This is a genomic window from Neorhizobium sp. SOG26 (assembly GCF_003491345.1).
Classification (GTDB): Bacteria; Pseudomonadota; Alphaproteobacteria; order Rhizobiales; family Rhizobiaceae; genus Neorhizobium; species Neorhizobium turbinariae.
This window is the reverse complement of sequence record NZ_CP025512.1, coordinates 670,819-693,207: the sequence shown is the minus strand read 5'-3', so window position 1 is coordinate 693,207 and position 22,389 is coordinate 670,819. Positions and strand designations below refer to the sequence as shown.

25 protein-coding genes and 1 tRNA gene are annotated in these 22,389 nt (G+C 60.2%); 13 read left to right on the top strand and 13 right to left on the bottom strand.

Translation table 11 applies throughout. The features are described from left to right. Nucleotides 1-90: 90 nt before the first annotated feature. The gene (locus tag CYG48_RS03405) at nucleotides 91-1,533 is read left to right on the top strand and encodes a phospholipase D-like domain-containing protein (RefSeq protein WP_118849090.1); all 1,443 of its coding nucleotides are present in this window, start codon (nucleotides 91-93) and stop codon (nucleotides 1,531-1,533) included. A gap of 15 nt (nucleotides 1,534-1,548) precedes the next feature. On the opposite strand, the gene CYG48_RS03400 is transcribed toward CYG48_RS03405, so the two are convergent. Together CYG48_RS03400 and rpoZ are read right to left on the bottom strand one after the other, a co-directional pair. Next, a complete protein-coding gene (locus CYG48_RS03400; RefSeq protein ID WP_118849089.1) occupies nucleotides 1,549-3,777 on the bottom strand; it encodes a RelA/SpoT family protein in 2,229 nt (742 codons plus the stop codon). Between the two features lie 126 nt (nucleotides 3,778-3,903). Then, nucleotides 3,904-4,317, bottom strand: coding sequence for a DNA-directed RNA polymerase subunit omega (rpoZ, locus tag CYG48_RS03395; protein ID WP_118849088.1), 414 nt, complete (start codon nucleotides 4,315-4,317; stop codon nucleotides 3,904-3,906). Nucleotides 4,318-4,610: 293 nt separating this feature from the next. On the opposite strand from rpoZ, the gene CYG48_RS03390 reads away from it, so the two are divergent. After that, nucleotides 4,611-5,186 (top strand): LabA-like NYN domain-containing protein, encoded by a 576-nt coding sequence (locus tag CYG48_RS03390; RefSeq protein ID WP_118849087.1) that lies wholly within the window; start codon nucleotides 4,611-4,613, stop codon nucleotides 5,184-5,186. Between the two features lie 24 nt (nucleotides 5,187-5,210). On the opposite strand, the gene CYG48_RS03385 is transcribed toward CYG48_RS03390, so the two are convergent. The 5 genes from CYG48_RS03385 to dapA form a co-directional block, all read right to left on the bottom strand. Continuing rightward, on the bottom strand, nucleotides 5,211-6,191 hold the full coding sequence (locus tag CYG48_RS03385) for a lysylphosphatidylglycerol synthase transmembrane domain-containing protein (RefSeq protein ID WP_118849086.1): 981 nt from the start codon (nucleotides 6,189-6,191) through the stop codon (nucleotides 5,211-5,213). Nucleotides 6,192-6,253: 62 nt separating this feature from the next. Beyond that, nucleotides 6,254-6,556: a WYL domain-containing protein gene (locus CYG48_RS03380; RefSeq protein ID WP_118849085.1), complete on the bottom strand. Its 303-nt coding sequence runs from the start codon at nucleotides 6,554-6,556 to the stop codon at nucleotides 6,254-6,256. 52 nt (nucleotides 6,557-6,608) lie between these two features. After that, nucleotides 6,609-7,022 (bottom strand): DUF3830 family protein, encoded by a 414-nt coding sequence (locus tag CYG48_RS03375; RefSeq protein WP_118849084.1) that lies wholly within the window; start codon nucleotides 7,020-7,022, stop codon nucleotides 6,609-6,611. Nucleotides 7,023-7,024: 2 nt separating this feature from the next. Then, nucleotides 7,025-7,501, bottom strand: coding sequence for an SsrA-binding protein SmpB (gene smpB, locus CYG48_RS03370; RefSeq protein WP_118849083.1), 477 nt, complete (start codon nucleotides 7,499-7,501; stop codon nucleotides 7,025-7,027). 101 nt (nucleotides 7,502-7,602) lie between these two features. Further along, on the bottom strand, nucleotides 7,603-8,487 hold the full coding sequence (gene dapA, locus CYG48_RS03365; RefSeq protein ID WP_118849082.1) for a 4-hydroxy-tetrahydrodipicolinate synthase: 885 nt from the start codon (nucleotides 8,485-8,487) through the stop codon (nucleotides 7,603-7,605). Nucleotides 8,488-8,922: 435 nt separating this feature from the next. Between dapA and CYG48_RS03360 the strand changes: the two genes are divergently transcribed. Together CYG48_RS03360 and CYG48_RS03355 are read left to right on the top strand one after the other, a co-directional pair. After that, entirely contained in the window at nucleotides 8,923-10,899 is a 1,977-nt protein-coding gene (locus tag CYG48_RS03360; protein WP_445304350.1) for a transglycosylase SLT domain-containing protein, read from the top strand. A 182-nt stretch (nucleotides 10,900-11,081) separates the two neighbouring features. Further along, nucleotides 11,082-11,399 carry an oxidoreductase gene (locus CYG48_RS03355; RefSeq protein WP_118849080.1) on the top strand — a complete coding sequence of 106 codons (318 nt, stop codon included), beginning with the start codon at nucleotides 11,082-11,084 and terminating at the stop codon, nucleotides 11,397-11,399. A gap of 96 nt (nucleotides 11,400-11,495) precedes the next feature. Here the strand turns inward: CYG48_RS03355 and CYG48_RS03350 are convergent, their stop codons facing one another. The 5 genes from CYG48_RS03350 to CYG48_RS03330 all read right to left on the bottom strand — a co-directional run bounded on the left by CYG48_RS03350 (nucleotide 11,496) and on the right by CYG48_RS03330 (nucleotide 16,359). Next, on the bottom strand, nucleotides 11,496-12,509 hold the full coding sequence (locus CYG48_RS03350) for a porin (RefSeq protein ID WP_118849079.1): 1,014 nt from the start codon (nucleotides 12,507-12,509) through the stop codon (nucleotides 11,496-11,498). Nucleotides 12,510-12,676: 167 nt separating this feature from the next. Next, nucleotides 12,677-13,747: a porin gene (locus CYG48_RS03345; RefSeq protein ID WP_118849078.1), complete on the bottom strand. Its 1,071-nt coding sequence runs from the start codon at nucleotides 13,745-13,747 to the stop codon at nucleotides 12,677-12,679. Between the two features lie 376 nt (nucleotides 13,748-14,123). Then, nucleotides 14,124-14,214: transfer RNA gene (locus CYG48_RS03340), tRNA-Ser, on the bottom strand. A gap of 115 nt (nucleotides 14,215-14,329) precedes the next feature. Beyond that, the gene (locus CYG48_RS03335) at nucleotides 14,330-15,130 is read right to left on the bottom strand and encodes an aldolase/citrate lyase family protein (RefSeq protein ID WP_118849077.1); all 801 of its coding nucleotides are present in this window, start codon (nucleotides 15,128-15,130) and stop codon (nucleotides 14,330-14,332) included. Between the two features lie 11 nt (nucleotides 15,131-15,141). Next, nucleotides 15,142-16,359, bottom strand: a complete 1,218-nt coding sequence (locus tag CYG48_RS03330) for an NAD(P)/FAD-dependent oxidoreductase (RefSeq protein WP_118851472.1) — start codon at nucleotides 16,357-16,359, stop codon at nucleotides 15,142-15,144. Between the two features lie 244 nt (nucleotides 16,360-16,603). On the opposite strand from CYG48_RS03330, the gene CYG48_RS03325 reads away from it, so the two are divergent. Together CYG48_RS03325 and CYG48_RS03320 are read left to right on the top strand one after the other, a co-directional pair. Further along, nucleotides 16,604-16,957, top strand: coding sequence for a PilZ domain-containing protein (locus tag CYG48_RS03325; RefSeq protein WP_118849076.1), 354 nt, complete (start codon nucleotides 16,604-16,606; stop codon nucleotides 16,955-16,957). A 131-nt stretch (nucleotides 16,958-17,088) separates the two neighbouring features. Continuing rightward, on the top strand, nucleotides 17,089-18,201 hold the full coding sequence (locus CYG48_RS03320) for a pyridoxal phosphate-dependent aminotransferase (protein WP_118849075.1): 1,113 nt from the start codon (nucleotides 17,089-17,091) through the stop codon (nucleotides 18,199-18,201). A 138-nt stretch (nucleotides 18,202-18,339) separates the two neighbouring features. Here CYG48_RS03320 and CYG48_RS03315 read toward each other — a convergent pair whose 3' ends face one another. Continuing rightward, nucleotides 18,340-18,606, bottom strand: a complete 267-nt coding sequence (locus CYG48_RS03315; protein ID WP_118849074.1) for a sel1 repeat family protein — start codon at nucleotides 18,604-18,606, stop codon at nucleotides 18,340-18,342. Nucleotides 18,607-19,082: 476 nt separating this feature from the next. Here CYG48_RS03315 and CYG48_RS03310 point away from each other — a divergent pair, with 476 nt between their 5' ends. The 7 genes from CYG48_RS03310 (at nucleotide 19,083) to CYG48_RS03280 (ending at nucleotide 22,213) form a co-directional block, all read left to right on the top strand. Further along, entirely contained in the window at nucleotides 19,083-19,418 is a 336-nt protein-coding gene (locus tag CYG48_RS03310; protein ID WP_118849073.1) for a DUF2147 domain-containing protein, read from the top strand. A gap of 517 nt (nucleotides 19,419-19,935) precedes the next feature. Further along, the gene (locus CYG48_RS03305; protein ID WP_118849072.1) at nucleotides 19,936-20,145 is read left to right on the top strand and encodes a hypothetical protein; all 210 of its coding nucleotides are present in this window, start codon (nucleotides 19,936-19,938) and stop codon (nucleotides 20,143-20,145) included. Between the two features lie 86 nt (nucleotides 20,146-20,231). After that, complete coding sequence (locus CYG48_RS03300; RefSeq protein WP_118849071.1) at nucleotides 20,232-20,477, top strand: hypothetical protein; 246 nt, start codon at nucleotides 20,232-20,234, stop codon at nucleotides 20,475-20,477. 87 nt (nucleotides 20,478-20,564) lie between these two features. Then, nucleotides 20,565-20,813, top strand: a complete 249-nt coding sequence (locus CYG48_RS03295) for a hypothetical protein (protein ID WP_118849070.1) — start codon at nucleotides 20,565-20,567, stop codon at nucleotides 20,811-20,813. Between the two features lie 84 nt (nucleotides 20,814-20,897). Beyond that, a complete protein-coding gene (locus CYG48_RS03290; protein ID WP_118849069.1) occupies nucleotides 20,898-21,152 on the top strand; it encodes a hypothetical protein in 255 nt (84 codons plus the stop codon). A 71-nt stretch (nucleotides 21,153-21,223) separates the two neighbouring features. Continuing rightward, on the top strand, nucleotides 21,224-21,496 hold the full coding sequence (locus CYG48_RS03285) for a hypothetical protein (protein WP_245450403.1): 273 nt from the start codon (nucleotides 21,224-21,226) through the stop codon (nucleotides 21,494-21,496). Nucleotides 21,497-21,934: 438 nt separating this feature from the next. Next, nucleotides 21,935-22,213, top strand: a complete 279-nt coding sequence (locus CYG48_RS03280) for a hypothetical protein (protein ID WP_150132680.1) — start codon at nucleotides 21,935-21,937, stop codon at nucleotides 22,211-22,213. Nucleotides 22,214-22,389 lie beyond the last annotated feature (176 nt).

Below are 22,389 nucleotides of genomic sequence, written 5' to 3'. Positions count from 1 at the left end.
AGAAGGATGCATGATCGGTGTTCCAGCCATCTCGACCGCCGCGCGCCCTCCCCTATATGTCCATGCTCATAGCTTCAGTTGGACGGACACATGACGACGCTACTTGTGGAAGGCGAGACGTGCTGGCGGGTGCGGCAGGCGGATCGGGCAAGCGTCATCATCGATGCAGCCGACTTCTTCCGCTATGCGCGAGACGCGATGATGCGGGCGCAGAAGTCGATCTTCATGATCGGCTGGGATTTCGACACGCGCATCGATCTGGTGCCGGGCGAAGACGAGGACGAAGCGCCGGAAAAGCTCGGCAAATTCCTCAACTGGCTGGCGGACCAGCTCAGCGAACTCGACATCCGTATCCTCAAATGGGACATCGGCCTGATCAACTCGATCACCCGAGGCGAGACGCCCTTCTATATCCTCAGCTGGATGTTCTCCAAGCAGGTGCGCCTGAAGCTTGATGGCGCGCATCCGCCAATGTCGGCACATCACATGAAGCTGCTGGTGATCGACGACCGTGTGGCCTTTTGCGGCGGCATCGACATGACCATCGGACGCTGGGACACGCGCGACCACCTGGCGCACGACAAGCGGCGCCGCTCGCCCATGGGGTTTGCGCAAGGGCCGTGGCACGACGCGACGACCTGCGTTTCCGGACCTGCGGCCGCCATGCTGGGCGAGCTTGCGCGGGTGCGGTGGGAGCATGCGACGCATGAGAAGCTTGAGCCGGTGGAGGCTACATCCGACCCTTGGCCACGCGAGCTCGAGGTGGAATTCCGCGACATCGAGATCGGCATTGCCCGGACATTGCCGGAATATGAAGACCAGCGGCAGGTCTGCGAGATCGAGGCGATGAAGCTGGCGATGATCCGCAGCGCCAAAAAGTGGCTCTATATCGAAAGCCAGTATTTCGCCTCCCGCACGATTGCCGAGGCGATTGCCGAACGGTTGCGCGAACCGGACGGTCCGGAAGTGGTGATCATCAATCCCGAGGGTGCCGATGGCTGGCTCGAAGCCAAGGCCATGGATACGGCCCGCATCCGGCTGATGAAGCTTGCGCACGAGGCCGACTTCCATGATCGGTTCCGGCTGCTTTATCCGGTGAACGACGCTCGAAAGCCCATCTATGTCCACGCCAAGATCATGATCATGGACGACCGCGTGCTGAAGCTCGGATCCGCCAACCTCAACAACCGGTCGATGGGCTATGACACCGAATGCGACGTCATCATCGAGGCGAAACCCGATGATGCAACGGCAGCACAGATCATGGCCGAGCGAAACGATCTCCTGGCGGAGCACCTGGGCTGCAAGCCGGCCGACATTGCCGCCGAGATGGAAAAACACGGCTCACTGATCCGCGCGATCGACAGCCTCAACCGGCAAGACCGTCGCGGGCTGGTTGCTGTGCCTATCCGCGAACTGACGGCAGACGAGGAACTGCTGGCCGAGTCCGACCTCGCCGACCCCGAGCGGCCCTCCGGCGTCAGGAACCGCATGACGGGTTACATGCGCGGCAAGCGTTACCGCCACGCGTAGTGTGCCATTCTGCGGCTAGTCGTAGACCCGCCGCAGGTTAGCGACGCAATCGAGCTCCTTCAGGTGGCTCAGGAGCTGGTTCAGCTGCCGCAGGTCCCAGACCTCGACTTCCATCGTCAGTTCCGAGAAGTCGGCGGCGCGGTTGCTGCCCATGGCGAGCGAGCGGATGTTGATGTCGAGCTGGCCGATCGTCTGGGCGACGGTGGCAAGCGTCCCGGGCTCGTTGATGGTGTTGACCTCGATCTTGACCGGGAAGCGCGACTTGTTCGCCTCGTCAAGATCCCAGCGCACGTCGATCCACCGCTCCGGCTGGTCATCGAAATGCTGCAGCGCCGGCGCCTGGATCGGGTAGATGGTGATGCCCTTGCCTTCGTCCATGATGCCGACGATGCGGTCTCCGGGCACGGCGCCGCTTGGCGCAAATTGCACGCGAATATTGCCGCTGAGGCCGCGGATCGGCAGCGGGTCGGGACCCGCTTCCGCCTCTTCCGGCGTGATGCGGCGCTGGTTCGGCAGCTTGAAGACCATGCCGGAGGCATGCTGCATGTTGAACCAGCCATCGTCTGTCGACGGCTTCACCGTGACGCGCTCGTCCTTGTAATCCGGGAAGACAGCGCGCAGCACATCGAGCGAGGACAGTTCGCCACGACCGACCGCTGCGATCGCGTCTTCCACGTCCTTGTGGGCGAGCCGATGCAGGGCGGGCTTCAGCGTTTCCTTGGAGAACACCTTGCCGGCGCGCTCGAAGGTGCGCTCCAGGATGCGGTGGCCAAGGCCGGCATACTGCTTGCGGATCGCCATGCGGGTGGCACGGCGGATGGCAGAACGCGCCTTGCCGGTGACGACGATTTCTTCCCAGGCCGCCGGCGGTACCTGCACGCCGGAGCGAATGATCTCCACCTCGTCGCCGTTGTTGAGGCGGGTGACAAGCGGCATGATGCGGCCGTTGATCTTGGCGCCAACCGTGGTGTCGCCGATATTGGTGTGGACCGCATAGGCGAAGTCGATCGGGGTCGCGCCGCGCGGCAGTGCGATCAGCTTGCCCTTCGGGGTGAAGCAGAAGACCTGGTCCTGGAAGAGCTCGAGCTTGGTGTGCTCGAGGAATTCTTCCGGGTTGTCGCCTTCGGCGAGTGCCTCAATCGTGTGCCGCAGCCAGGAATAGGCGCTCGATTCACGCGGCAGGAGTTCGCCACCCTTCACCGCTCCGCGACCATCCTTGTAAAGCGCATGGGCTGCGATGCCGTATTCGGCGATTTCCTGCATCAGCTGGGTTCGGATCTGCAGCTCGATACGCTGGCGGGAAGGACCGACGATCGTGGTGTGGATCGAGCGGTAGTCGTTCTGCTTCGGGTTGGAGATGTAGTCCTTGAAGCGGCCCGGCACGACGCGCCAGCGGGTGTGGACGATTCCGAGGGCCCGATAGCAGGACGGAATATCGCCAACGATGATGCGGAAGCCGTAGAGGTCCGAGAGCTGCTCGAACGACAGCGACTTTGACTGCATCTTGCGGAAAATGGAATACGGCTTCTTCTGGCGGCCCTTGACCGCGGCGTCCTGCAGACCGTTCGCGACCAGCAATTCGCGCAGCTCATCCTCGATCTTCTTGATCAGTCCCTCATTGCGGGCCGAAAGATTGGCAAGCCGCTGGGTGACCGTCTCATAAGCTTCCGGATTGATGTAGCGGAAGGACAGGTCCTCCAGTTCGTCGCGCATGTCCTGCATGCCCATGCGGCCGGCAAGCGGCGCATAGATATCCATGGTTTCTTCGGAAATGCGCGCCTTCTGCTCCGGCTTCATATGGTCGAGCGTGCGCATGTTGTGCAGGCGGTCGGCAAGCTTGACGAGAAGCACGCGCACGTCGTCGGAGATGGCGAGCAGCAGCTTGCGCAGGTTTTCCGCCTGCTTGGCCTTTTTTGACACAAGGTCGAGCCGCTTGAGCTTCGTCAGCCCTTCGACGAGACGCCCGATGTCTTCGCCGAACAGTTCGTCGATCTCGGCGCGGGTGGCCGTCGTGTCCTCGATCGTGTCATGCAGCAGGGCGACCGCGATCGTCGACTCATCGAGATGCATTTCGGTGAGGATGGCGGCTACTTCCAGCGGATGGGAGATATAGGGGTCGCCGCTGGCGCGCTTCTGTTGGCCATGCTTCTGCATGGCATAGACATAAGCCTTGTTGAGCAGAGCTTCGTTGGCGTCGGGCTTATACCTCTGCACCCGCTCGACGAGCTCGTATTGCCGCATCATCCTGAAAAACGTCCTCGGTACGGGTCGTACGAAAAGAAAATGGCGCGCCGATCCTTTGACCGACGCGACCATCATAAAACATCCAGCCAGATTAGGGCGAGAGGATGAACGAAACTTTGCTAACGCTTAGTAGTCGTCGCTCTTTTCCGGCGGCACGAGACCTTCAATGCCGGCCAGGAGCTCTTCTTCCGACATCTGGTCGAAGTTGATGGTTTCCGGAAGGTCGTCTTCCTCGTCGCCACGGTCGGCGCTGGTCACCGCACCGGCATTGGAGGCGATGAGCGAAGCCGGATCGGGCTCGGGCTCGTCCACTTCCACATGCTTCTGCAGCGAATGGATCAGGTCTTCCTTCAGGTCGTCCGGCGACAGCGTCTCATCGGCGATCTCGCGCAGCGCGACGACCGGGTTCTTGTCATTGTCGCGGTCGATGGTGATGGCTGCACCCTGGGAGATCTGGCGAGCGCGATGGCTCGCAAGCAGGACGAGTTCGAACCGGTTGTCGACTTTGTCGATGCAATCTTCTACTGTGACACGGGCCATTGCCTGTCCTTTGGGTCATTGATTTTCGGAATTGATCTGCCCGATACAGCCATTGCGCGGCAAATTCAAGTTTTTCCTGAAAACTGACGTTTGCCAAGTCCGGCGGCGGGTCTTTGTGTGGAGGACACGAGTTTCAACCCACGGCTGCTTGGATTAAGTTGAATGCTGCCATACATGACGTTTATATAATCAGTTCGTAATGTAGATGAAAACTCGAGGTTGAAGCGCAACGTACCCCAGGTTTCGCCCCACCTCCTCTGCATAGCAGAACGAATAAATGGGATGGAGACCACATGTTCGACCCAAGAGAGAAGATTGCTCTCTTTATTGATGGCGCAAACCTCTACGCCGCTTCGAAAAGCCTCGGCTTCGACATTGACTACCGGAAATTGCTGAAGGCCTTCCAGAAGCGCGGCTATCTGCTTCGGGCATATTATTACACGGCTCTCATCGAAGACCAGGAATACTCCTCCATCCGTCCGCTGATCGACTGGCTCGATTACAACGGCTACAAGGTGATCACCAAGCCCGCCAAGGAGTTCACCGACTCCATGGGGCGCCGCAAGATCAAGGGCAACATGGATATCGAGCTTGCCATCGATGCCATGGAACAGTCCGAGACCGCGGACCATCTGGTGCTGTTTTCCGGCGACGGCGACTTCACCACGCTTGTGGAAGCGCTGCAGCGCAAGGGTCGCAAGGTGTCCGTCGTCTCGACCATGGCCACCCAGCCGCCGATGATCGCCGACGACCTGCGACGCCAGGCCGACCATTTCATCGATCTCGTGTCGCTGAAGGCCGAAGTCGGCCGTGATCCGGCCGAGCGTCCATCCAAACCGGCAGAAAGCTCCGAAACCACCGACGCGTGAGCTTCCGGGCTCCGCTTCTCGCCGTTAGCCGACCGCTGCCGGCTGCTTGGCCATGGCATGGCTGTCGATGCTGCTGCCGTGGCCGGACCGGCTTTTACGTGCCCGGAAAACGGCCTCGACGATCAGCGCCAGCGGCAGGCCGATGAAGAACGGGATGAAGAAGTAGATCACCCGGAAGGCGACGAGCGAACCGATTGAGGCCTGATCGCCCATCACATGCCGAACCGTGGCCTCCATGACACCCAATCCGCCTGGTGCGTGAGTGATGATGATGGCCAGATTCGCCAGAACGAATGCGGTGGCAGCCTTCAGGTAGCTCACGTCGGCACTCGCAGCCATAACCTCCCGCAGGCAGGCCGAAACGAGGGCGAAGTTGATCGTGCCGATGACTACCTGGGCAATGGCGATCTTCAGCGTCGGCATTTCGAAGGTCCAGCCGCGGATCTTCAACGGCGCGCGGACGAAGGCTGCAAGCGCCAGGTAGCCAACGGTGGCCAGGAGGCAGGCGACGCCGATGCCGATGACGGCGGTTTCGCTGAGCCGCAGAACGGATGCCGCATCCGATGGATTGATGACCATGACGATGCCCGACAGGACGGCCATGCCGATGCCCACCGTGACGCCCGAAAGCAGCACGATCTTGGCCACATCTTCGGTGTTCATGCCCCAGTGCGCGTAATAGCGATAACGCAACGCGCCGCTGCTCAAGCCGGAAAGACCGACGCTCTGGCCGATCGACAGGGCGATGAAGGATGCCAATCCGATCTTCGGGTAGGCCAGGTCGTTCTTGACGTAACGGACGCCGGCCCAGTCAAAGCCTGACAGGCAGACATAGGAGCCAAAGGCAAACAGCAGCGCCATCAAGAGGTTTGCGACGGGAATGGCGGCGACGGATTCGACGATGTCGGAAACCGAGTACTCCCGGAAGGTATGATAAAGCAGGTAGCCGGCGGCACCGAGGCCGATGACCAGCGTGACATAGGTAAAGATTTGCTTTCGAGACATTGCCCACCGCCCGAGGAAACAAGGGTGAGCATCAACGGCGGGAGGCGGTATTTGTTCCTGGGTCAGTCGCGCGGCGGTTTGTCGATGCGGTTCAGGATGCGCGAGAAGGCAGGATCATCCGGATTGTAGCCGGGTGCGGTGCCGTGGAAGCGCTGCTTCGTTCCGCTGAGCTTGCGAATGTCGTCGAGGTGGAAGAGCCGCCACCCCTGCCCTGTCCCCGAAACCTGCCAGGCGCTCAAGGCGAGCTGCGCGTTTCCGACGATGCCAAGGATATGCGGCCGGACCTTTCGCTCGACATCCCTGTAGCGAAGCTCCAGCACCCTTTGGTGCTCGATCGCATCTGCAATGACGTCCGGATAGGCCATGCTTCACCTCCGGCATTCCAACGTGCGAATGCCGGAGAAGGTTCAGGAACGATCAGGGCGCTTCGAAGCTGATTGGCTGGGCGCCCTTCCAGAGCACCATCTTGCCCATTTCCTCAAGCTGCTCACGCCCTTCGGTGATGGTCAGGAAGTGGTTCCCGGCGAGCGCGCCCATCTTGCTGGCAAAGGACGAGCTGCCATAAGCGAACAGGAGCTCGGTTTCGCTGTGGCCGCCGGGATAAAGCAGGATATCACCGCGCGACGGATGGCAGGTATGGTTTTCGAACCCTGCGCCGAACTGGAAATCGCCGAGCGGGACCCAGACCGCCTCGCCGCTCCAGCGCGAATGGATGACCTGATTGCGGAACGGCAGGAAGCTCTGGAAGATGCGGCAGGTCTCTGGCGCATTCTGCAATTCGAAGCGGGCGGTGAAGGCGAAGGGGCCAACGGTGATGCGCAGATTTTCCAAGATCAGTTCGCCTTCAGCAGTCGCGATTTCTGGCGGTTCCAGTCGCGTTCCTTTTCCGTCTCGCGCTTGTCGTGCAGCTTCTTGCCCTTGGCAAGCGCAAGCTCCAGCTTGGCACGGCCCTTTTCGTTGAAATAGATCTTCAACGGCACGAGCGTCATGCCTTCGCGGTTGATCGCGGCGCGCAGGCGGTTGATCTCGCGCTTGGACAAGAGCAGCTTGCGGCGACGGCGCGGCTCGTGGTTGAAGCGGTTAGCCTGCAGGTATTCCGGCAGGTGCGAGTTGATCAGCCAGATCTCATCGCCCTCGTCGGAGGCGTAGGATTCAGCGATGTTCGCCTTGCCTTCGCGCAGCGACTTCACCTCGGTCCCGGTCAGAACCAGTCCGGCCTCGTAGGTATCGATGATCTCGTAGTTGAAGCGGGCCTTGCGGTTTTCCGCGACAACTTTGTTCACCGTGCGCTGGCTGCCTTTGGGTGCCATGACTTCAAAATCCAATCCGCCCTTAAACAACAGCCCCGCCCATGGGCCATGGACGGGGTGCCTTATCTAATGCGTGGATGGGGAAAAGTGAAGCTTTTGCGTCAGTTCAGCAGGCCAGCGTGACGCAACGCGGCGTCGATCGCGGCTTCCGTAGCGGGCTCCAGCGTAGAGATGAGCGGCGAGCGCACGGTACGGTTCATGCCGCGCGTCCTGTGCAGGCCGTATTTCGCGCCGCAAAGGCCGGGCTCCATGAAGATCGCCTTGTGGAGCGGCATCAGGCGGTCCTGATACTCGAGCGCCTTGGCGAAATCACCGGCGAGCGTGGCCGCCTGGAATTCGGCGCAAAGGCGCGGCGCGACATTGGCGGTGACCGAAATGCAGCCGACGCCGCCATGGGCGTTGAAGCCGAGGGCGGTCGCATCTTCGCCTGACAGCTGGATGAAGTCCTTGCCGCAGGTGATGCGCTGTTCGGAAACGCGCTCGATCTTGCCCGTGGCATCCTTGACGCCGACGATGTTCTTGTGCGCCTTGACGAGCGCGCCCATGGTTTCCGGGCTCATGTCGATTACCGAGCGCGGCGGGATGTTGTAGATGATGATCGGCAGGCTGGTCGCTTCAGCAATCGCGCCGAAATGGGCGACCAGGCCCTTCTGCGTCGGCTTGTTGTAATAAGGTGTGACGACCAGCAGGCCATCGGCGCCGGCCTTTTCAGCATGTTGAGCGAGTTCGATTGCTTCGCGGGTGTTGTTGGAGCCGGCGCCGGCGATGACCGGGACGCGCTTCCTGGCAACCTCGATGCAGAGTTCGACGACCCGCTTGTGCTCGGCATGGCTCAGCGTCGGCGACTCGCCGGTGGTGCCGACCGGCACCAGGCCGCTGCTGCCTTCGCTGATCTGCCACTCGACATGTGCTGCAAAGGCATCCTCATCGACCGCGCCGCTATCGTTGAACGGCGTGACCAGAGCGGGCATCGATCCCTTGAACATTCCTTAACTCCCGTCGGCAGTGTTCATTCTGCTGCCGCAATCTATGATTATGAGGCTCTCCGCGAACAGAGAAAAGGTGCGACATGCCCGCTCTGTTTGGAAGTGCCTGAGGTCGCGCACCATAAAGCGACGGCCTTGCCGCGACAAGCGCGGCCACAGGCGATTTATCACGGAATCTGCTTAAGATTCTGCTTGTTTTCAGAATGTGGTAACCTTTGGTTAACCTAGCGGGCGGCTAAGTAGGGGGACGATATTTCTATCGCGAGATACCGGATGTACAGGCCACTTCTGACTGCGGCCTCCCTGGCGTTCGCTCTTGGGTCGGCGACCATGCATGGCCACGCGACGTCCCTGCCGGACAGCGTGGCAACACCGCTTCCCTTCGCGCGGCCGGACAACCCGGCCAAGAGCATCGAGGACGCCGTCGCAGCGCCAATGTCTGCGGCCATGCCGGTGCCCGACCACCCGAATGCGACCGGCTCGATTCCACCGACGGAACCGGATGGCTCCTTGCGCACCGGCCGGCTTCCCGTCGCACCCGAGCTGAAAGCCGCGCTCGACGCCATCTCCTCAGGCGATGTGCGTTCGGCTATTGCCACGCGCAACGGGCTTGCGGAAGGTTCGCTCGACCGACAAATCCTCACCTGGGCAATTGCGAGCTCGGGCGCCTTTGGTGTGACTTCCGACGAGATCGAGAAGGCGCAGCGTGAGCTGAAAGGCTGGCCGGCGCTGAAGAACCTGCGCACGGCGATTGAACACGCACTTTACTGGGAAAGCCCGCCGGCCGCGGAGGTGATCGCGGCCTTCCAGAGCCAGGAACCGGTGACCACTGATGGTGCGATCCTGCTTGCACGCGCCTACCAGACCACCGGGCAGGCTGAGAATGCGGCCAGGACAATCCGTCGTTTGTGGCTTTCGGAAAGCTTCGAGAAGCGCACCGAAGACCGGATCATCAAGGAGTTCGGCTCGCTCCTGACAGCCGCGGACCACCGCGGGCGGATGGACTTCCTGATGCACAAGGGGCGCGCATCACAGGCAAAGCGCTTCGCGGAGCTTGCTCAGGCCGAGCCGATCTACAAGGCTTGGCTTGCCGTCATCAACAACGCGAAGAACGCCCAGACCCTGCTCGACGGACTCGAGGCAAGCGCCAAGGCGGACCCGGCGGCGCTGTTCGCCCGGGTCGAGCTTCTGCGCCGCCAGGACAAGTACGAAGAAGCCGCTGCCCTCTTGGAAAAGGCGCCGCGCGACGAGGCAAAGCTGATCAATACCACCGAATGGTGGAACGAGCGGCGCATCGTGGCCCGTGGCCTCGCCGACCAGGGCGACTATCGCCGCGCCTACAAGATCGTGGCTGACTACGTCTCCTCTTCGCCGACGGATATCGTCGATGCTGAATTCCATGCCGGCTGGTACGCGCTGCGCAATCTCGGCGAGCCAGAGAAGGCTGAGAAGCACTTCCGCAAGATCCTCGAGACGTCGAACCGGCCCTTGTCGGCCTCACGTGCTCTTTATTGGCTCGGTCGGGCAGCCGAGGCTGGCGGGCCGGGTGATGCCAAGGACTTCTTCACGCAGGCGGCGCGTTATTCCGGCACCTTCTATGGGCAGCTTGCGAGCGCCCGGCTGAACCTCAAGACGCTCGACGTCTCCTACCCGACGCCCACGAAGGAGGACCGCGACAGCTTCGAAAACCGCGAGCCGGTGCGTGCAATCGCTCGGCTGGAATATGCGGGGCATACCAAACTTGCCGGCGCTCTTTACCGTGCCTTGGCGGATGAGCTTATGAGCCCTGGTGAACTCGCCATGCTCGCATCTCGCGCAGAGAGCCAGGAAAATCACGCCCTGTCGCTGCAGATCGGCAAGACCGCTTTCGGTCGCGGCATCGACGTCGCCGCCCTCGCCTACCCTGTCGGCGTGATCCCGACGGGCGCGAATATCGAGGGTTCGGGCATGGCGCTGGCTTACGCGATCGCGCGGCAGGAAAGCGCATTCAACCCGGCCGCTGTTTCTCCTGCCAATGCGCGCGGGCTGCTGCAGATCCTGCCCGCAACCGCACAGGGTGTCGCGAAACGCCATGGTCTCGGTTACGCGCCAGCCAAGCTGACGACGGATCCGGGATACAATGCGACGCTCGGCGCCCACTACCTTGGCGAACAGATCGACGCGTTCGACGGATCCTATATCCTCACCTTTATTGCCTATAATGCGGGGCCGAGACGTGTGTCCGAGTGGATCGCCCGTTACGGCGATCCGCGCGGCAAGGGGATCGATGAGGTGATTGACTGGATCGAACGCATCCCCTTCCCCGAGACGCGCAACTATGTGCAGCGGGTGATGGAAAACTACCAGGTCTACAAGACCCGGCTCGGCCAGAATGCTGACATCGAAGCGGATCTCCGGTTCGGGCGGAAGTAGCTGCCCTTATCCGCAAAGCGCCGCTTCTCCTCGCCTGACTCCCGTTATTCCTTCGCGGTCGCACCTTCGCAAGTGGTGAAGACGTCTCGCTGCCGCTGAACAAAAAATAATCAGCCTGCCTGAACATTTTCCGCAATTCGTTGTTTGTGGGTTGCAGAACACTCACAAAGAAGGAACGGCAGATGATCAAACTTCTTACAGTTGCGGCACTTTCGCTCGGCCTCGCGACCTCGGCCATGGCACAGTCCGGCGGCGGCAGCTCGGACTCCGGGTCGGACTCCGGCTCCAATACCGGTGCTGCAAGCGGCAGCTCGGGCACTGGCGGTCCAACTGGCGGCAATACTGGTACGGATCAGTCCGCAACCGGTGCTACGAACTCCGGAGCCGCGGAATCGAATGGTGCCAATGCTGGCTCCAGCTCCAACAGCGGCTGCGCCGGCTCGCCGGCAACGGCATCTTCGCCAAACGCTGCTGCTTCCACGCAGGCTAACTCCTGCTGACAAGCACTATAACGGTTGGACCTTTGAGGTCCCCGGACATGAAAAAGGCCCGCCGGGAAACCAGCGGGCCTTCTTTAGATGGAGGTCGAACTTCGATTAGAAGTCGCGCTGCAGGCGAACGATGCCACGAACGCTGTCGTCGGTACCGTTGTCGACATAGTCCACGGCAACCTTGGCAGCAAAGTTGTCAACGATCTGGTAGTTGACCGTTACGCCAGCGCCCCAAGCGTCGTCACCGTAGAACTCGCCGTCGGCATCAACCTGGGTGTTCCAGATGTACTGAGCTTCCGGGATGATTTCGAGCTTGTCGGTGGCCTTGAATGCGTAGGCAACAGCAACGGTTGCTTCGCCAGAGCTGTAGTAGACGTTTTCGCCGCTGGAGTAGACACCAGCGAGGTAGAACGTGCCCGGGCCAGCTGCAACGGAAGCGATACCACGAACGGCACCTTCTTCAGCACCGAAATCCCAGGAACCCAGAACTTCGAGCTTGGCTGCGCCGAGAGCGGCCTGAACAACGGCTTCAACGCCAACTTCCTGACCGCTTGCGCGGGACAGTTCGTCAACCTGGATGCCAGCCGTGAAGGTGTCGCCGGTGTAGACGTAAGCGATCGAGTTCAGACGGTTCGAACCGAGGTCATCGAGTTCGCCCGGCAGATCGTTGGCATCCCACCAGTTCCAGTAACGACCGATCTTGAAGCCACCGAGTTCGATATAGGCTTCGTTGATGTAGGCGTCGTTGGCGTTGCTGGACCAAACGGTGTCATCACCGTAGTCGAAGCGGACGGAAGCGACGGAGGTCAGCGTGCCGAGTTCGGTGTCGCTCTTAGCCGTGAAGTCGAGCTGTGCACGAGCATAGGAGTCCCAGTCGCTGGTGCCGGTCGTGCCAACATAGGCGTCTTCACCGAAGCCGACTTCGAAACGGACATAACCGCCGACCTTCAGGCAGGTTTCGGTACCGGGAATGTAGAAGTAGCCGGTGCCGAAAGCGTCGCAAACGCGAACGTATTCCATGGGTTCCGGTTCTGCAGCGATGATCGCGTCAGCAGCCTGAGCGCCCGAAACTGCTGCAAGCGCAGCAGCGGAGCCGAGAAGAAGGCTCTTGATGTTCATTAACGTGACTCCAGTCGTTGGAAATCTCAAAGGAAAACAGGAAAACAAACAAATAAAGGCCGCACTTGCAGCCCCCACCCTGTAGTCTTCCGCCCCCGAATACGGGTCATTATGACCCTTGTTATAAGAAGGCCCTCCCGGCAGAACCGGGAGAGCCAGCAGTCAGATTAGAACGTACGGTCGAGACGGATGAAGCCGTCGATGTACTCGTCGCCCGGAACTTCGTTGTAGTGAACGTGCGTCTTCAGGTTCAGGCCCTGCGTGATCGCGTAGTCCAAGGTCAGACCAGCGCGCCATGCGTCGTCACCAGTCCAGTCGCCGTCAGCGTCGACTTCCGTGTTCCAGATGTAGGTAACACCTGGGGTCAGGGTCAGCTTGTCGGTGGCCTTGATCGCGTAGGAGGCAGCAACAGCCCATTCGCCGCGGTCATAGTAAGCCTGCTGAACGTAGCCGAAGCCGGACGACCATACAACAGCGGCCTGCAGCGTGCCCGGGCCAACAGCAGCGGAAGCGAGGGCGCGGATTGCACCTTCTTCAGCGCCGAAGTCGTACGAGCCGAGGAGGTCGAATGCGAAGCCACCAAGCTTGGTGGAGATCAGAGCTTCGAGACCGAGGTCGTTGTTGTCAGCGCGGGACAGTTCGTCGAGCTGGATACCAGCCGAGAAGGTGTCGCCGGTGTAGACATAAGCTACCGAGTTCATACGGGTCGACAGAGAAGAAGCGATCGTGTCGCTTTCGCCGTTCAGGCCCTTATCCCACCAGTTGAAGTAACGACCGATCTTGAAACCGCCGAGTTCGATGTAGGCTTCGTTGATGTAAGCGGTCGTGCCAACAGCGTCCCAGGTCGAGTCGTTGCCGTAGTCCCAACGGAGCGAAGCAACAGACGTCAGGGTGCCGAGCTCGGTGTCGCTCTTAGCCGTTACGTCGAGCTGTGCGCGACCGGTGAAATCCCAGTAGTCGTCTTCGCCAGCAACCGGGTAAACGCCCGAACCAGCCGAACCGCCGTAAGAGCCGATCGGACCACGCTGGCCAGCCTGGATTTCAACGCGAACCAAGCCGCCGATCTTGAGGCAGGTTTCGGTGCCCGGGATGTAGAAGTAGCCGGTGCCGAAAGCGTCGCAAACGCGAACGTATTCCATGGGCTCCGGTTCTGCAGCGACGATTGCGTCGGCAGCCTGAGCGCCGGATACTGCTGCGAGGGCAGCAGCGGAGCCGAGAAGAAGGCTCTTGATGTTCATTTTTGACCTCCAGTCAAAGTTTCGTATGGGTCTGGGTTCTTTTTGCTGAAGGACAGCTTCCCTGCCCCATCCCCGTCGAGTGCCAGAAGAAGGGCGATCCACCGCCTCGCTTCTGAGGATGAAGATACAAGACGATGGATGGCTTGCAATCGTGAATGTCGCGTCCCGCGCCCTCGCCTGCCTGCTTCACGTCGCCATGTTGCCGAAAGGACACAAAGCGGAGGGGCAACCCGGGTAAAACTTTAGACATTATTAAGAAACGGCTGCTGCAGCAGTCACTTAAAGTCTTTTGCGGGGCGGGATGTCGGAGAATCGACGCAGCGTTTGCGCGACTCGGGAGAACGTCAGGAGGCTTGGGAAGGGAGAATGAAATGGATGGCGGAGAGGAAGGGATTCGAACCCTCGATACGCTTTTGACGTATACTCCCTTAGCAGGGGAGCGCCTTCGACCACTCGGCCACCTCTCCGGTGCGGTCTAACTATGTTAGCGCCCCAATTGATGCAAGGCCTTTGTGAGTCTCCGACAGAACTTTGTGACGGAGACCGTGCCCGGCAGGTCCTGGAGCCCTGCCGGAGCGGCTTTTAATAGCTGACGCCAGCGGCCTTGCCATCTTTTCCGCGTCCGTAGCGGCCCGCAAGATTCGCCAGTGCACCGGCAAACTCGGTAACATCGGCGCCAACCGCAACAAAAGTCGCGCCGAGATCGAGGTAACGGCGGTTCAGCGATTCGCTGAAGGTCAGGATGCCGGCCGCCTTGCCGGAGCGGACGATGGTGCCGAGCGCCTTCTCGATCACTTCCTGCACTTCCGGTGCATCAGCGTTTCCGAGATAGCCCATGTCCGCAGAAAGATCGGCCGGGCCGATAAAGACGCCGTCAACGCCATCCACAGCCACGATGTTCTCAAGATCACGAATCGCGGCCGTGGTTTCGACCTGCACCAGAAGGCAGATCTCGTCCGCCGCGGTGTGCGCATAATCGGCAATGTTGTTGAAGTTCGAAGCGCGCGCCACCGCTGCGCCTACGCCGCGGACCCCATGCGGGGGATAACGGACGGCGCGAACCAGCTCCTTCGCCTGCTCCGCCGAATCGACCATCGGCACGAGCAGCGTGCGCGCACCGATATCGAGCATCTGCTTGATCACCCAGGTTTCGCCGATCGGCGGGCGGACAACGACTTCGGACGGCGAAGCAGTCAGCGCCTGGAGTTGGGCAAGGATGCTGCGAACGTCGTTCGGGCCATGCTCGCCATCAATCACCAGCCAGTCGAAGCCCGCGTGTCCGGCAATCTCCGCCATCAGGGCTTCGCCCATGTTCAGCCAAAGCCCGATCTGCGGCTGGCCGGCCTTGAGAGCTGCCTTGAAGTGATTCCTGGGAGCCGGCATTGCGTGATCCTTCAAGCGAGAAGTTGTTTCAGATCCTGAGACGGGTCGGCGAGAACAGCTTTGTCGGGCTCGATACCCGACTCAAGCATCTTCTTGCCGCTGACATAGGCCTTGGCATCGTTGATCGCGTCAACAGCGATGAACCGGCCTTGCGCGAAATACCAGACGGAAAGGCTGCCTTCGCGCGCGCCTGGGCGAACCAGCGTCTCGTCGTAGCCATAGTTGAAGCCGGCGATCTGCAGCTTTACGTCATACTGATCCGACCAGAACCAGGGCTTCGGTTCGTAAGGAGCCGAACCGCCCGCCATGACGGCTGCTGCGGCCTCCGCCTGATCTACGGCGTTCTGCACCGATTCGAGACGAACGCGTTTGCCCTTCCACAGTAGGCTGGCGCAATCGCCCATGGCAAAAATGGCGGGATCGGAGGTGCGGGCGAATTCATCGACAATGATTCCATTACCGACGTCGAGCCCACAATCCTGGGCCAGCCGGTCGTTTGACGCGACGCCGATACCGACGATGACGAGGTCGACCGGGATCGTCGTGCCGTCGGAAAGTTCTGCCGCCGTGACCTTGCCGTCTTCGCCGACAAGACGCTGCAGGCCCGTCTTTTCTCGGATGGTGACGCCGTGCTGCTGGTGGACGGCACGCATGGCGTCGGCTGTTTCGCTCGACGCGACGCGCTGGAGAATGCGGTCGGCCATCTCGATCAGCGTCACGTCGAGCCCGAGGTGACGGGCCACCGCGGCGGCCTCCAGGCCGATGTAACCGCCACCGATGATGAGAAGGCGCCGGCCCGGCTTCATTTCGTCGACCAGCAGGTCCGCATCCCGCTTGGCCCGCACGGTAAAGACGCCTTGCAGGTCGCCACCAATGGTCGCCGGCAGCGTACGGGGCGTTGCGCCCATGGCAAGCGCCAGCGTGTCGTATTCGGCGACCGTGCCATCCTGCATGCGCACGCTTCTGTTCTGCCGGTCGATTTCCTCGACATAAGACGCCAGCCGAAGCTCGACCTGGTTTTCCGCGTACCATGTCTCAGGCCGGAACGTCAGGCGATCGAAGCTCGATTCGCCAACCAGGTATTTCTTGGAGAGCGGCGGCCGCTGGTAGGGAATCACATCCTCGGCGCCGATCATCGTGATCGGACGCATATCCTTCAGCGCCCTCAGCTTTGCAGCAAGCGCAAAACCTGCCTGGCCCGCCCCTACGATCACCAACCTGCCTGTCACGCGCATGTCCCTCTTCTTGATGCCAGTCGTGAAGTAGCATCAATCAATGCGCACAAGGGGTAACGCTGCGACATCCAGGGGTCAACACGGCGACATGCCTGGCACGCGACCGTGCCAGAACGAGACTGCTTCGGCTTTATCTATAAGGGGTGAAGCTTCGCGGGCATTTTATCTGTTCGTTTCACGCAATCTGAAGGGAGTTGCTGTAGCGTCCCTTCTATAGGGAGCGAGAAGGAGGGTTAACATGCCCTTGAACATCGAAGTCGACACAGGTCGCAGAGAACAGACGGACGAGGTTTTCGAGAAATACCCGGTGGATCGTCCCGGCAAGATCATCTTCGTCGGCCGTCACCTCAGCACCAGCACAAGTTACCGCTGCCTCGTGCGCACCATCTCGCTGGCAGGCGCTGAACTCGAGGTGAGCCCGAACCTGCCGGTGCCAGGCAACTTCTTCCTCGAGATCATGGGAATCCATGACGATATCGGATGCACCGTCATCCGCCGCGAAGAAGAAAAGGTCACCGTCGGCTTCAACATGCTGATCGATCCGGAATTCCTTCATCATGTCATCCGGCTAAGCTTCGAGACCAGCCATTGAAACGAATCCAGGCTGAACTGGCGGATCGCGGGTAAAACTTTTTCGGGCATGACGCTGCATGCCCCCTGCAGTGGCTTGCACGGCCGCGATTCGCACTTATTCTGTGCCGACTTTTCATCCGGACACAGAACATGCCTGCATTCTCGCGCTTTACCCCTCTCATCAATGCCCTGCCGGCAACCGTGCCTTTCGTGGGACCGGAGGCGATAGAACGTGGTCGGGGACTGGCGGTAAAGGCGCGCATCGGCGCGAACGAAAACGGCTTCGGCCCGGCCCCGTCCGCCATCGAGGCGATGGCCGTTGCGGCACGCGACACCTGGAAATATGCCGATCCGGAAAATCACGACCTGCGCCAGGCGCTCGCCGAGCATCTTGGCTGCGGCGCAGACAATATCGCGATCGGCGAAGGCATCGACAGCCTGCTCGGCATGATCGTGCGCCTCGTCATCAATCCCGGCATGCCCGTCGTCACCTCGCTTGGCGCCTATCCCACCTTCAACTTCCATGTCGCAGGCCACGGCGGTCGCCTGGTGACCGTGCCCTATGTTGATGACCGGGAAAACCTCGACGCCCTCATGGACGCGGTGCGGCGGGAAGATGCACCGCTGGTTTACTTCGCCAATCCGGACAACCCGATGGGAAGCTGGTGGGATGCCGACAGCATCGTCGCTTTCGCCAAGGCGCTGCCCGAGACCTGCCTGATGATCCTCGACGAGGCTTATTGCGAAACCGGGCCTGCTGGCGCAACGCCCGCCATTTCTGCGCTCATCGACCGGCCGAACGTCATCCGCACCCGCACCTTCTCCAAGGCCTATGGCATGGCGGGATCGCGCGTCGGTTACGCGATCTCGACGCCAGGGACGGCGGGCGCCTTCGACAAGATCCGCAACCATTTCGGCATGAACCGTATCGGCGTGGCAGCCGCCATCGCGGCGCTGAAGGACCAGGCTTATCTAGGCGAGGTGATCGAGAATATCCGCGCATCGCGCGACAGGATCGCGGCGATTGCGGCGGCCAATGGCTTGAAGCCCCTGCCCTCGGCCACGAACTTCGTGGCGATCGACTGTGGCCGCGACGGCGCCTATGCCCGGTCGATCGTGGATGGCCTGATGGAGCACGGCGTCTTCATCCGCATGCCGGGCGTGGCACCGCTCAACCGTTGCATCCGCATCAGCACCGGGCCGGAATCGGACATGAAGCTTCTCGAGGAAGCCTTGCCGCAGGTTTTGAAGACGCTGGCCTGAAGCAGAAAACCGCGCCGGCCTTGTGTCTGCCGGTCGCGGTTTGAATAACGAGCGGTGGCTGGTGTTCCCGCTCCGTCCCCTCATGGACTTGTTGTGGCCAACTCTTCACCGGCTGGCCTGAAATGAAAGCCTGATGCCTTAGTGGATGGTCATCCACTCGCGGGCGGCCCGCAGGGCTTCGGCAAGCTGCATCTTGGTCATCGTCTGTGCAAGGTCGGCGCGCAACTCGGCAGCGCGGTCCGAGCCCTTGATCGCCGCGATGTTCAGCCACTTGTGTGCCGAGACCAGATCAATGTCGCAGCCGCGGCCGGTCGCATACATCAATCCCATCTCGCAGAAGGTATCAGCCCGATTATCGCCACCCATGGAGGCCATCTCGGAAGCATTCATTTCAAAGCGTGCCATCGGTTTAGATCCCTGTTGAAAGCTTGTTGTCGACTGCCCTGTTTTGGTTCCGTCCGAACCGCCGTCTTATGCGGCTTCTCCGGTTCGTCCGGCCGGCGGTTTTTCCCGCTCGTTTGATGCCCCGACTATGCCGCCAACCTTTCAAAAGTCGCCTAAAAAGCATGATTAACTTGAGACAAACAAAGTGCAAATGCTTGGTAAAATTGGGTTTTTGTTAAACATCGCTTTCCTTGCGACGCAGGCGATTTGCCTCGATTTTTACGCGAAGTTCAGATTTGGAATTAAACCAACCCTAAACCATAAAAGACGGTCCCGAACCGGATACGAACGGCAATGAGCGCCCCAGGAGATGCTGGCCAAGGTCGCTGGGGCGCTATTTACCTTTACGTGTGCGTAAGGTAATTTCTCCGCCTGCCGACTGAGTTGCGGCGCGAACAGATGCGTGGAGGCATCTGTCGGTTTGGAGGAGACCCAGAATGAAGAAGCTCATGCTGGCAGCTGCGTTCGCAATCGTTGCGACGACCGCGCAGGCTGCAGAGCCCATCGAAGGCAACTGGAAAACAGCCAGCGGCGAGACGGCGGCGATCGGCAAATGCGGCAGCGCCTACTGCGTTACGCTCAAGACCGGGAAATATGCTGGCAAGCAGATCGGCCGCATGTCCGGCAAGGGGGCCGAATATAGCGGCTCGATCACGGACCCGGCGGAAGACAAGACATATTCCGGATCCGGATCTGTCAGCGGCAACTCGCTGAAGATGAAGGGCTGCGTGATGAAGATCTTCTGCAAGACCCAGACTTGGAGCCGCCTCTAGCCGCGGCACCCGTTTTAACATTTCGAGAAAAAGAATCTGAGGCGGGGCCGTTTGCGCCGCCTCTCATTCTCCAGAAACGTCATTTTCCCGCGTATCCAGGTACCGAATTCTCTCAGATCCGCGTCTTCAAGAGGCACGGGCACAAAAAAATCTGGCGTCACACTTATGTGAAATCGATTTCGCGGCGGCCCCGCTTTGAGGCGCAGAAACCGAGCGGCCGGAGGAAGCTCCTGATCAGGGTCACACCACGCCGTCGCCGATAAGGAATTGACTTTAATCAATTTTCTGGTGCCCCGACGCGTCGCGATCGACCGATCAGTTACCGGGACCGAGCCGCCAGCGCCCCCGTTCGCAGACCATATCCCGCCAGCGAAAAACCCATCGTCAACGTCTCGTTGACAGCAGTTGTCAAAACCTGGCCTTCCGGATCGAACCGATCGGTCCGATATCAACCTCGCAAACGAAATTCCTCGGTTCGAAAATCAGACGGCTAGAGGAATCACAGGGACGCAAGACAATGAAGACGATCAATTCTTTACTCGCTGCGGCTTTGTTGGCCTCAGTCGCAGGCCCCGCTCTGGCAGATGAGGGTGATTATTATACAGGTGCCAACGAACGCGCATCCGTTGATCATATTACGACGGGTAGCATCGAGAACGGTGACCGCCATGCTTCGGTTCATTTCGACCGTGGCGACTACTATGAAGGCGCAAAGCGCCCAAACTGAAAGCAGTTCATTCAAGACATCGTAACGAACCCCGGCGTGCTTGGTCGCAAACTTTAAGCCGCTGGAACTCTGAAAGGACCACGACAATGACCAAGATCACTTCCGCTATTGCAGCAAGCCTGATCGCTTCCGCTTCCTTCGCTACGGCCGCACTCGCCGAAGGCAACTATTATGAAGGAGCGGCTCCGGTCGCAAACCAGCAGGCTCAGCAGCAGTCTGTCTCGCACAGCACTGTCCGCTACGGCTATGCCGGTTCTGTTGCCCAGTCTGAAGATCGCGTCGCCGCTGTCAATTCCGGCGACTACTACGACGGCGCACACCGTCCGAACTAAACGCAGTTCATTCCAGACACTGAAACAAACGCCGCTTGCCCAGGTCGCAAGCTTAAGGGCAGCGGCGAACTCTGAAGGATTCCGACAATGACCAAGATTACATCCGCTATCGCAGCAACGCTGGTTGCTTCCGCCTCCTTCGCCACGGCCGCACTGGCCGAAGGCAACTATTACGAAGGCCCGTCTGCATCGTTCAGCGAGCAGGCAACGCAGAAGCATCCTGTCGCCCGCAGCTCGGTAAGCTACGGCTATGCCGGTTCTGCAGCAGTGCAGTCGCAGGAACACACCGTCATCAACTCCGGTGACTACTACGACGGCGCAAACCGCCCGAACTAACCGCAGTTCATTCGAGACAACGAAAACCCGCCGCTTGCCAGGTCGCAAACTCAAGGCAACGGCAAACTCTGAAAGGTTAAGACAATGACCAAGATCACTTCCGCTATCGCAGCCGCTTTCCTGGCCTCGGCCTCCTTCGCTTCCGTCGCACTGGCTGACGAAGGCGACTACTACCGCGGCGTTGAACGCAACGAACAGACCAACGCTACACAGAGCGTCCACAGCAGCCGCTATGGCTACACCGGTTCTGTTTCCCGCGCCGCCCAGTCGGACAACGCCCAGACTGAAAGCACGCTGAACTCCGGCGACTACTACGACGGTGCATTCCGTCCGAACTAATCAACCGGACTCAATCAATATCGCATGACCCAAAACCCTCCAGGCGCAGCTCCTGCGCCGAGGGCCCATCCATGGAAGACATTATTATGACCAAGACCATTTCCGCTATCGCTGCCGCTCTTATCGCTTCGGCTTCCTTCACCTCTGTCGCCCTCGCAGAAGGCAACTACTATGAAGGCACCACGCGTGACGCCTACGGCAGCTCGATTGACCGCAACAGCACCGGCAGCATTACTGCCCGCGACAACGGCCGACTTCCGTTCAACAACGGCGGCAGCCGCGACAACCGCGAATCCGGCCTGAACAGCGGTGACTACTACGACGGCGCACACCGTCCGAACTAATCGGCCAAGGCCGGTCCTTGCGGGCAGCTAAAACTGCAACAGCGAGACGGATCGGCCAACCGATCCTCCCAAAAGAAATGCCAGCCGCTCGCGCGGCTGGCATTCGCAGTTCATTCAAGACACCGTACGGAAAAGACGGGTCGCAATCGTCTTCTCCAAGTGTTGTGACTGGACTCTGAAACCAGCCACTTACTCAAGATTACGTGAAGCCGTTTCGCGAATCAATCACATAAACCCGCAGGCTTTTGTGATTTTTCCGCTGCCAAGCCGCATTTGCAGCCTGAAGTAGCTCCCCTTATCCGTCCTTCCCCACCGCCGATATGATGCGACGCAGCGAAGGCGGGCAATTTCTATGGAACGATCTTTGCCGGAAGGGATTTTGTAGACGAACCGGGCGGTTCGAACGCCTGGCTCCGATAACAAAGAAAGGACATAGAAATGAAACGCTATATCCCCGCTACTATCGCTGCCCTCATGGTTACCGGCATTGCTGGCGTCGCTTCGGCACAGGACGCTGTATATTCCAGCCCTGACGCCCTCCCGATGTCCCCGCCGAGCGTAGAACAGTCGCGCGGCCAGGACGTTGACCGTATGTCGACCGGCAGCATCATGCGCTACGACTCGATCTACAACAACACGGGTTCTGGCAATGCCGACCTCGATGGTTCGCAGGACTCCGGTGACTATTACGACGGCGCTCTTCGCCCGTTCGGCTAAGCAGTTCCTTCAAGACACCGGCTGAACCAGGTCGCAACTGGTTCAGATCATGGACTACGGCCGGTCAGCCGGCTTGATCCCACAAAACCCGCCGATCCTTTCGGCGGGTTTTGTCGTTCATCATTTTGAACGGCGGATGAATTTCAAGATCAGCACCTATTCAGGCGCGGCCTGTC

Coding starts and splice junctions, on each gene's coding strand:
- dapA (WP_118849082.1), bottom strand. CDS start 8,487: ATGTTCAAGGGATCGATGCCCGCTCTGGTCACGCCGTTCAACGATAGC.
- CYG48_RS03310 (WP_118849073.1), top strand. CDS start 19,083: ATGAAGAAGCTCATGCTGGCAGCTGCGTTCGCAATCGTTGCGACGACC.
- CYG48_RS03390 (WP_118849087.1), top strand. CDS start 4,611: ATGTTCGACCCAAGAGAGAAGATTGCTCTCTTTATTGATGGCGCAAAC.
- CYG48_RS03280 (WP_150132680.1), top strand. CDS start 21,935: ATGAAACGCTATATCCCCGCTACTATCGCTGCCCTCATGGTTACCGGC.
- CYG48_RS03385 (WP_118849086.1), bottom strand. CDS start 6,191: ATGTCTCGAAAGCAAATCTTTACCTATGTCACGCTGGTCATCGGCCTC.
- CYG48_RS03320 (WP_118849075.1), top strand. CDS start 17,089: ATGCCTGCATTCTCGCGCTTTACCCCTCTCATCAATGCCCTGCCGGCA.
- CYG48_RS03345 (WP_118849078.1), bottom strand. CDS start 13,747: ATGAACATCAAGAGCCTTCTTCTCGGCTCCGCTGCTGCCCTCGCAGCA.
- CYG48_RS03350 (WP_118849079.1), bottom strand. CDS start 12,509: ATGAACATCAAGAGCCTTCTTCTCGGCTCCGCTGCTGCGCTTGCAGCA.
- CYG48_RS03295 (WP_118849070.1), top strand. CDS start 20,565: ATGACCAAGATTACATCCGCTATCGCAGCAACGCTGGTTGCTTCCGCC.
- CYG48_RS03380 (WP_118849085.1), bottom strand. CDS start 6,556: ATGGCCTATCCGGACGTCATTGCAGATGCGATCGAGCACCAAAGGGTG.
- CYG48_RS03285 (WP_245450403.1), top strand. CDS start 21,224: ATGGAAGACATTATTATGACCAAGACCATTTCCGCTATCGCTGCCGCT.
- CYG48_RS03325 (WP_118849076.1), top strand. CDS start 16,604: ATGCCCTTGAACATCGAAGTCGACACAGGTCGCAGAGAACAGACGGAC.
- CYG48_RS03355 (WP_118849080.1), top strand. CDS start 11,082: ATGATCAAACTTCTTACAGTTGCGGCACTTTCGCTCGGCCTCGCGACC.
- CYG48_RS03360 (WP_445304350.1), top strand. CDS start 8,923: ATGTCTGCGGCCATGCCGGTGCCCGACCACCCGAATGCGACCGGCTCG.
- smpB (WP_118849083.1), bottom strand. CDS start 7,501: ATGGCACCCAAAGGCAGCCAGCGCACGGTGAACAAAGTTGTCGCGGAA.
- CYG48_RS03315 (WP_118849074.1), bottom strand. CDS start 18,606: ATGGCACGCTTTGAAATGAATGCTTCCGAGATGGCCTCCATGGGTGGC.
- rpoZ (WP_118849088.1), bottom strand. CDS start 4,317: ATGGCCCGTGTCACAGTAGAAGATTGCATCGACAAAGTCGACAACCGG.
- CYG48_RS03400 (WP_118849089.1), bottom strand. CDS start 3,777: ATGATGCGGCAATACGAGCTCGTCGAGCGGGTGCAGAGGTATAAGCCC.
- CYG48_RS03300 (WP_118849071.1), top strand. CDS start 20,232: ATGACCAAGATCACTTCCGCTATTGCAGCAAGCCTGATCGCTTCCGCT.
- CYG48_RS03290 (WP_118849069.1), top strand. CDS start 20,898: ATGACCAAGATCACTTCCGCTATCGCAGCCGCTTTCCTGGCCTCGGCC.
- CYG48_RS03305 (WP_118849072.1), top strand. CDS start 19,936: ATGAAGACGATCAATTCTTTACTCGCTGCGGCTTTGTTGGCCTCAGTC.
- CYG48_RS03405 (WP_118849090.1), top strand. CDS start 91: ATGACGACGCTACTTGTGGAAGGCGAGACGTGCTGGCGGGTGCGGCAG.
- CYG48_RS03335 (WP_118849077.1), bottom strand. CDS start 15,130: ATGCCGGCTCCCAGGAATCACTTCAAGGCAGCTCTCAAGGCCGGCCAG.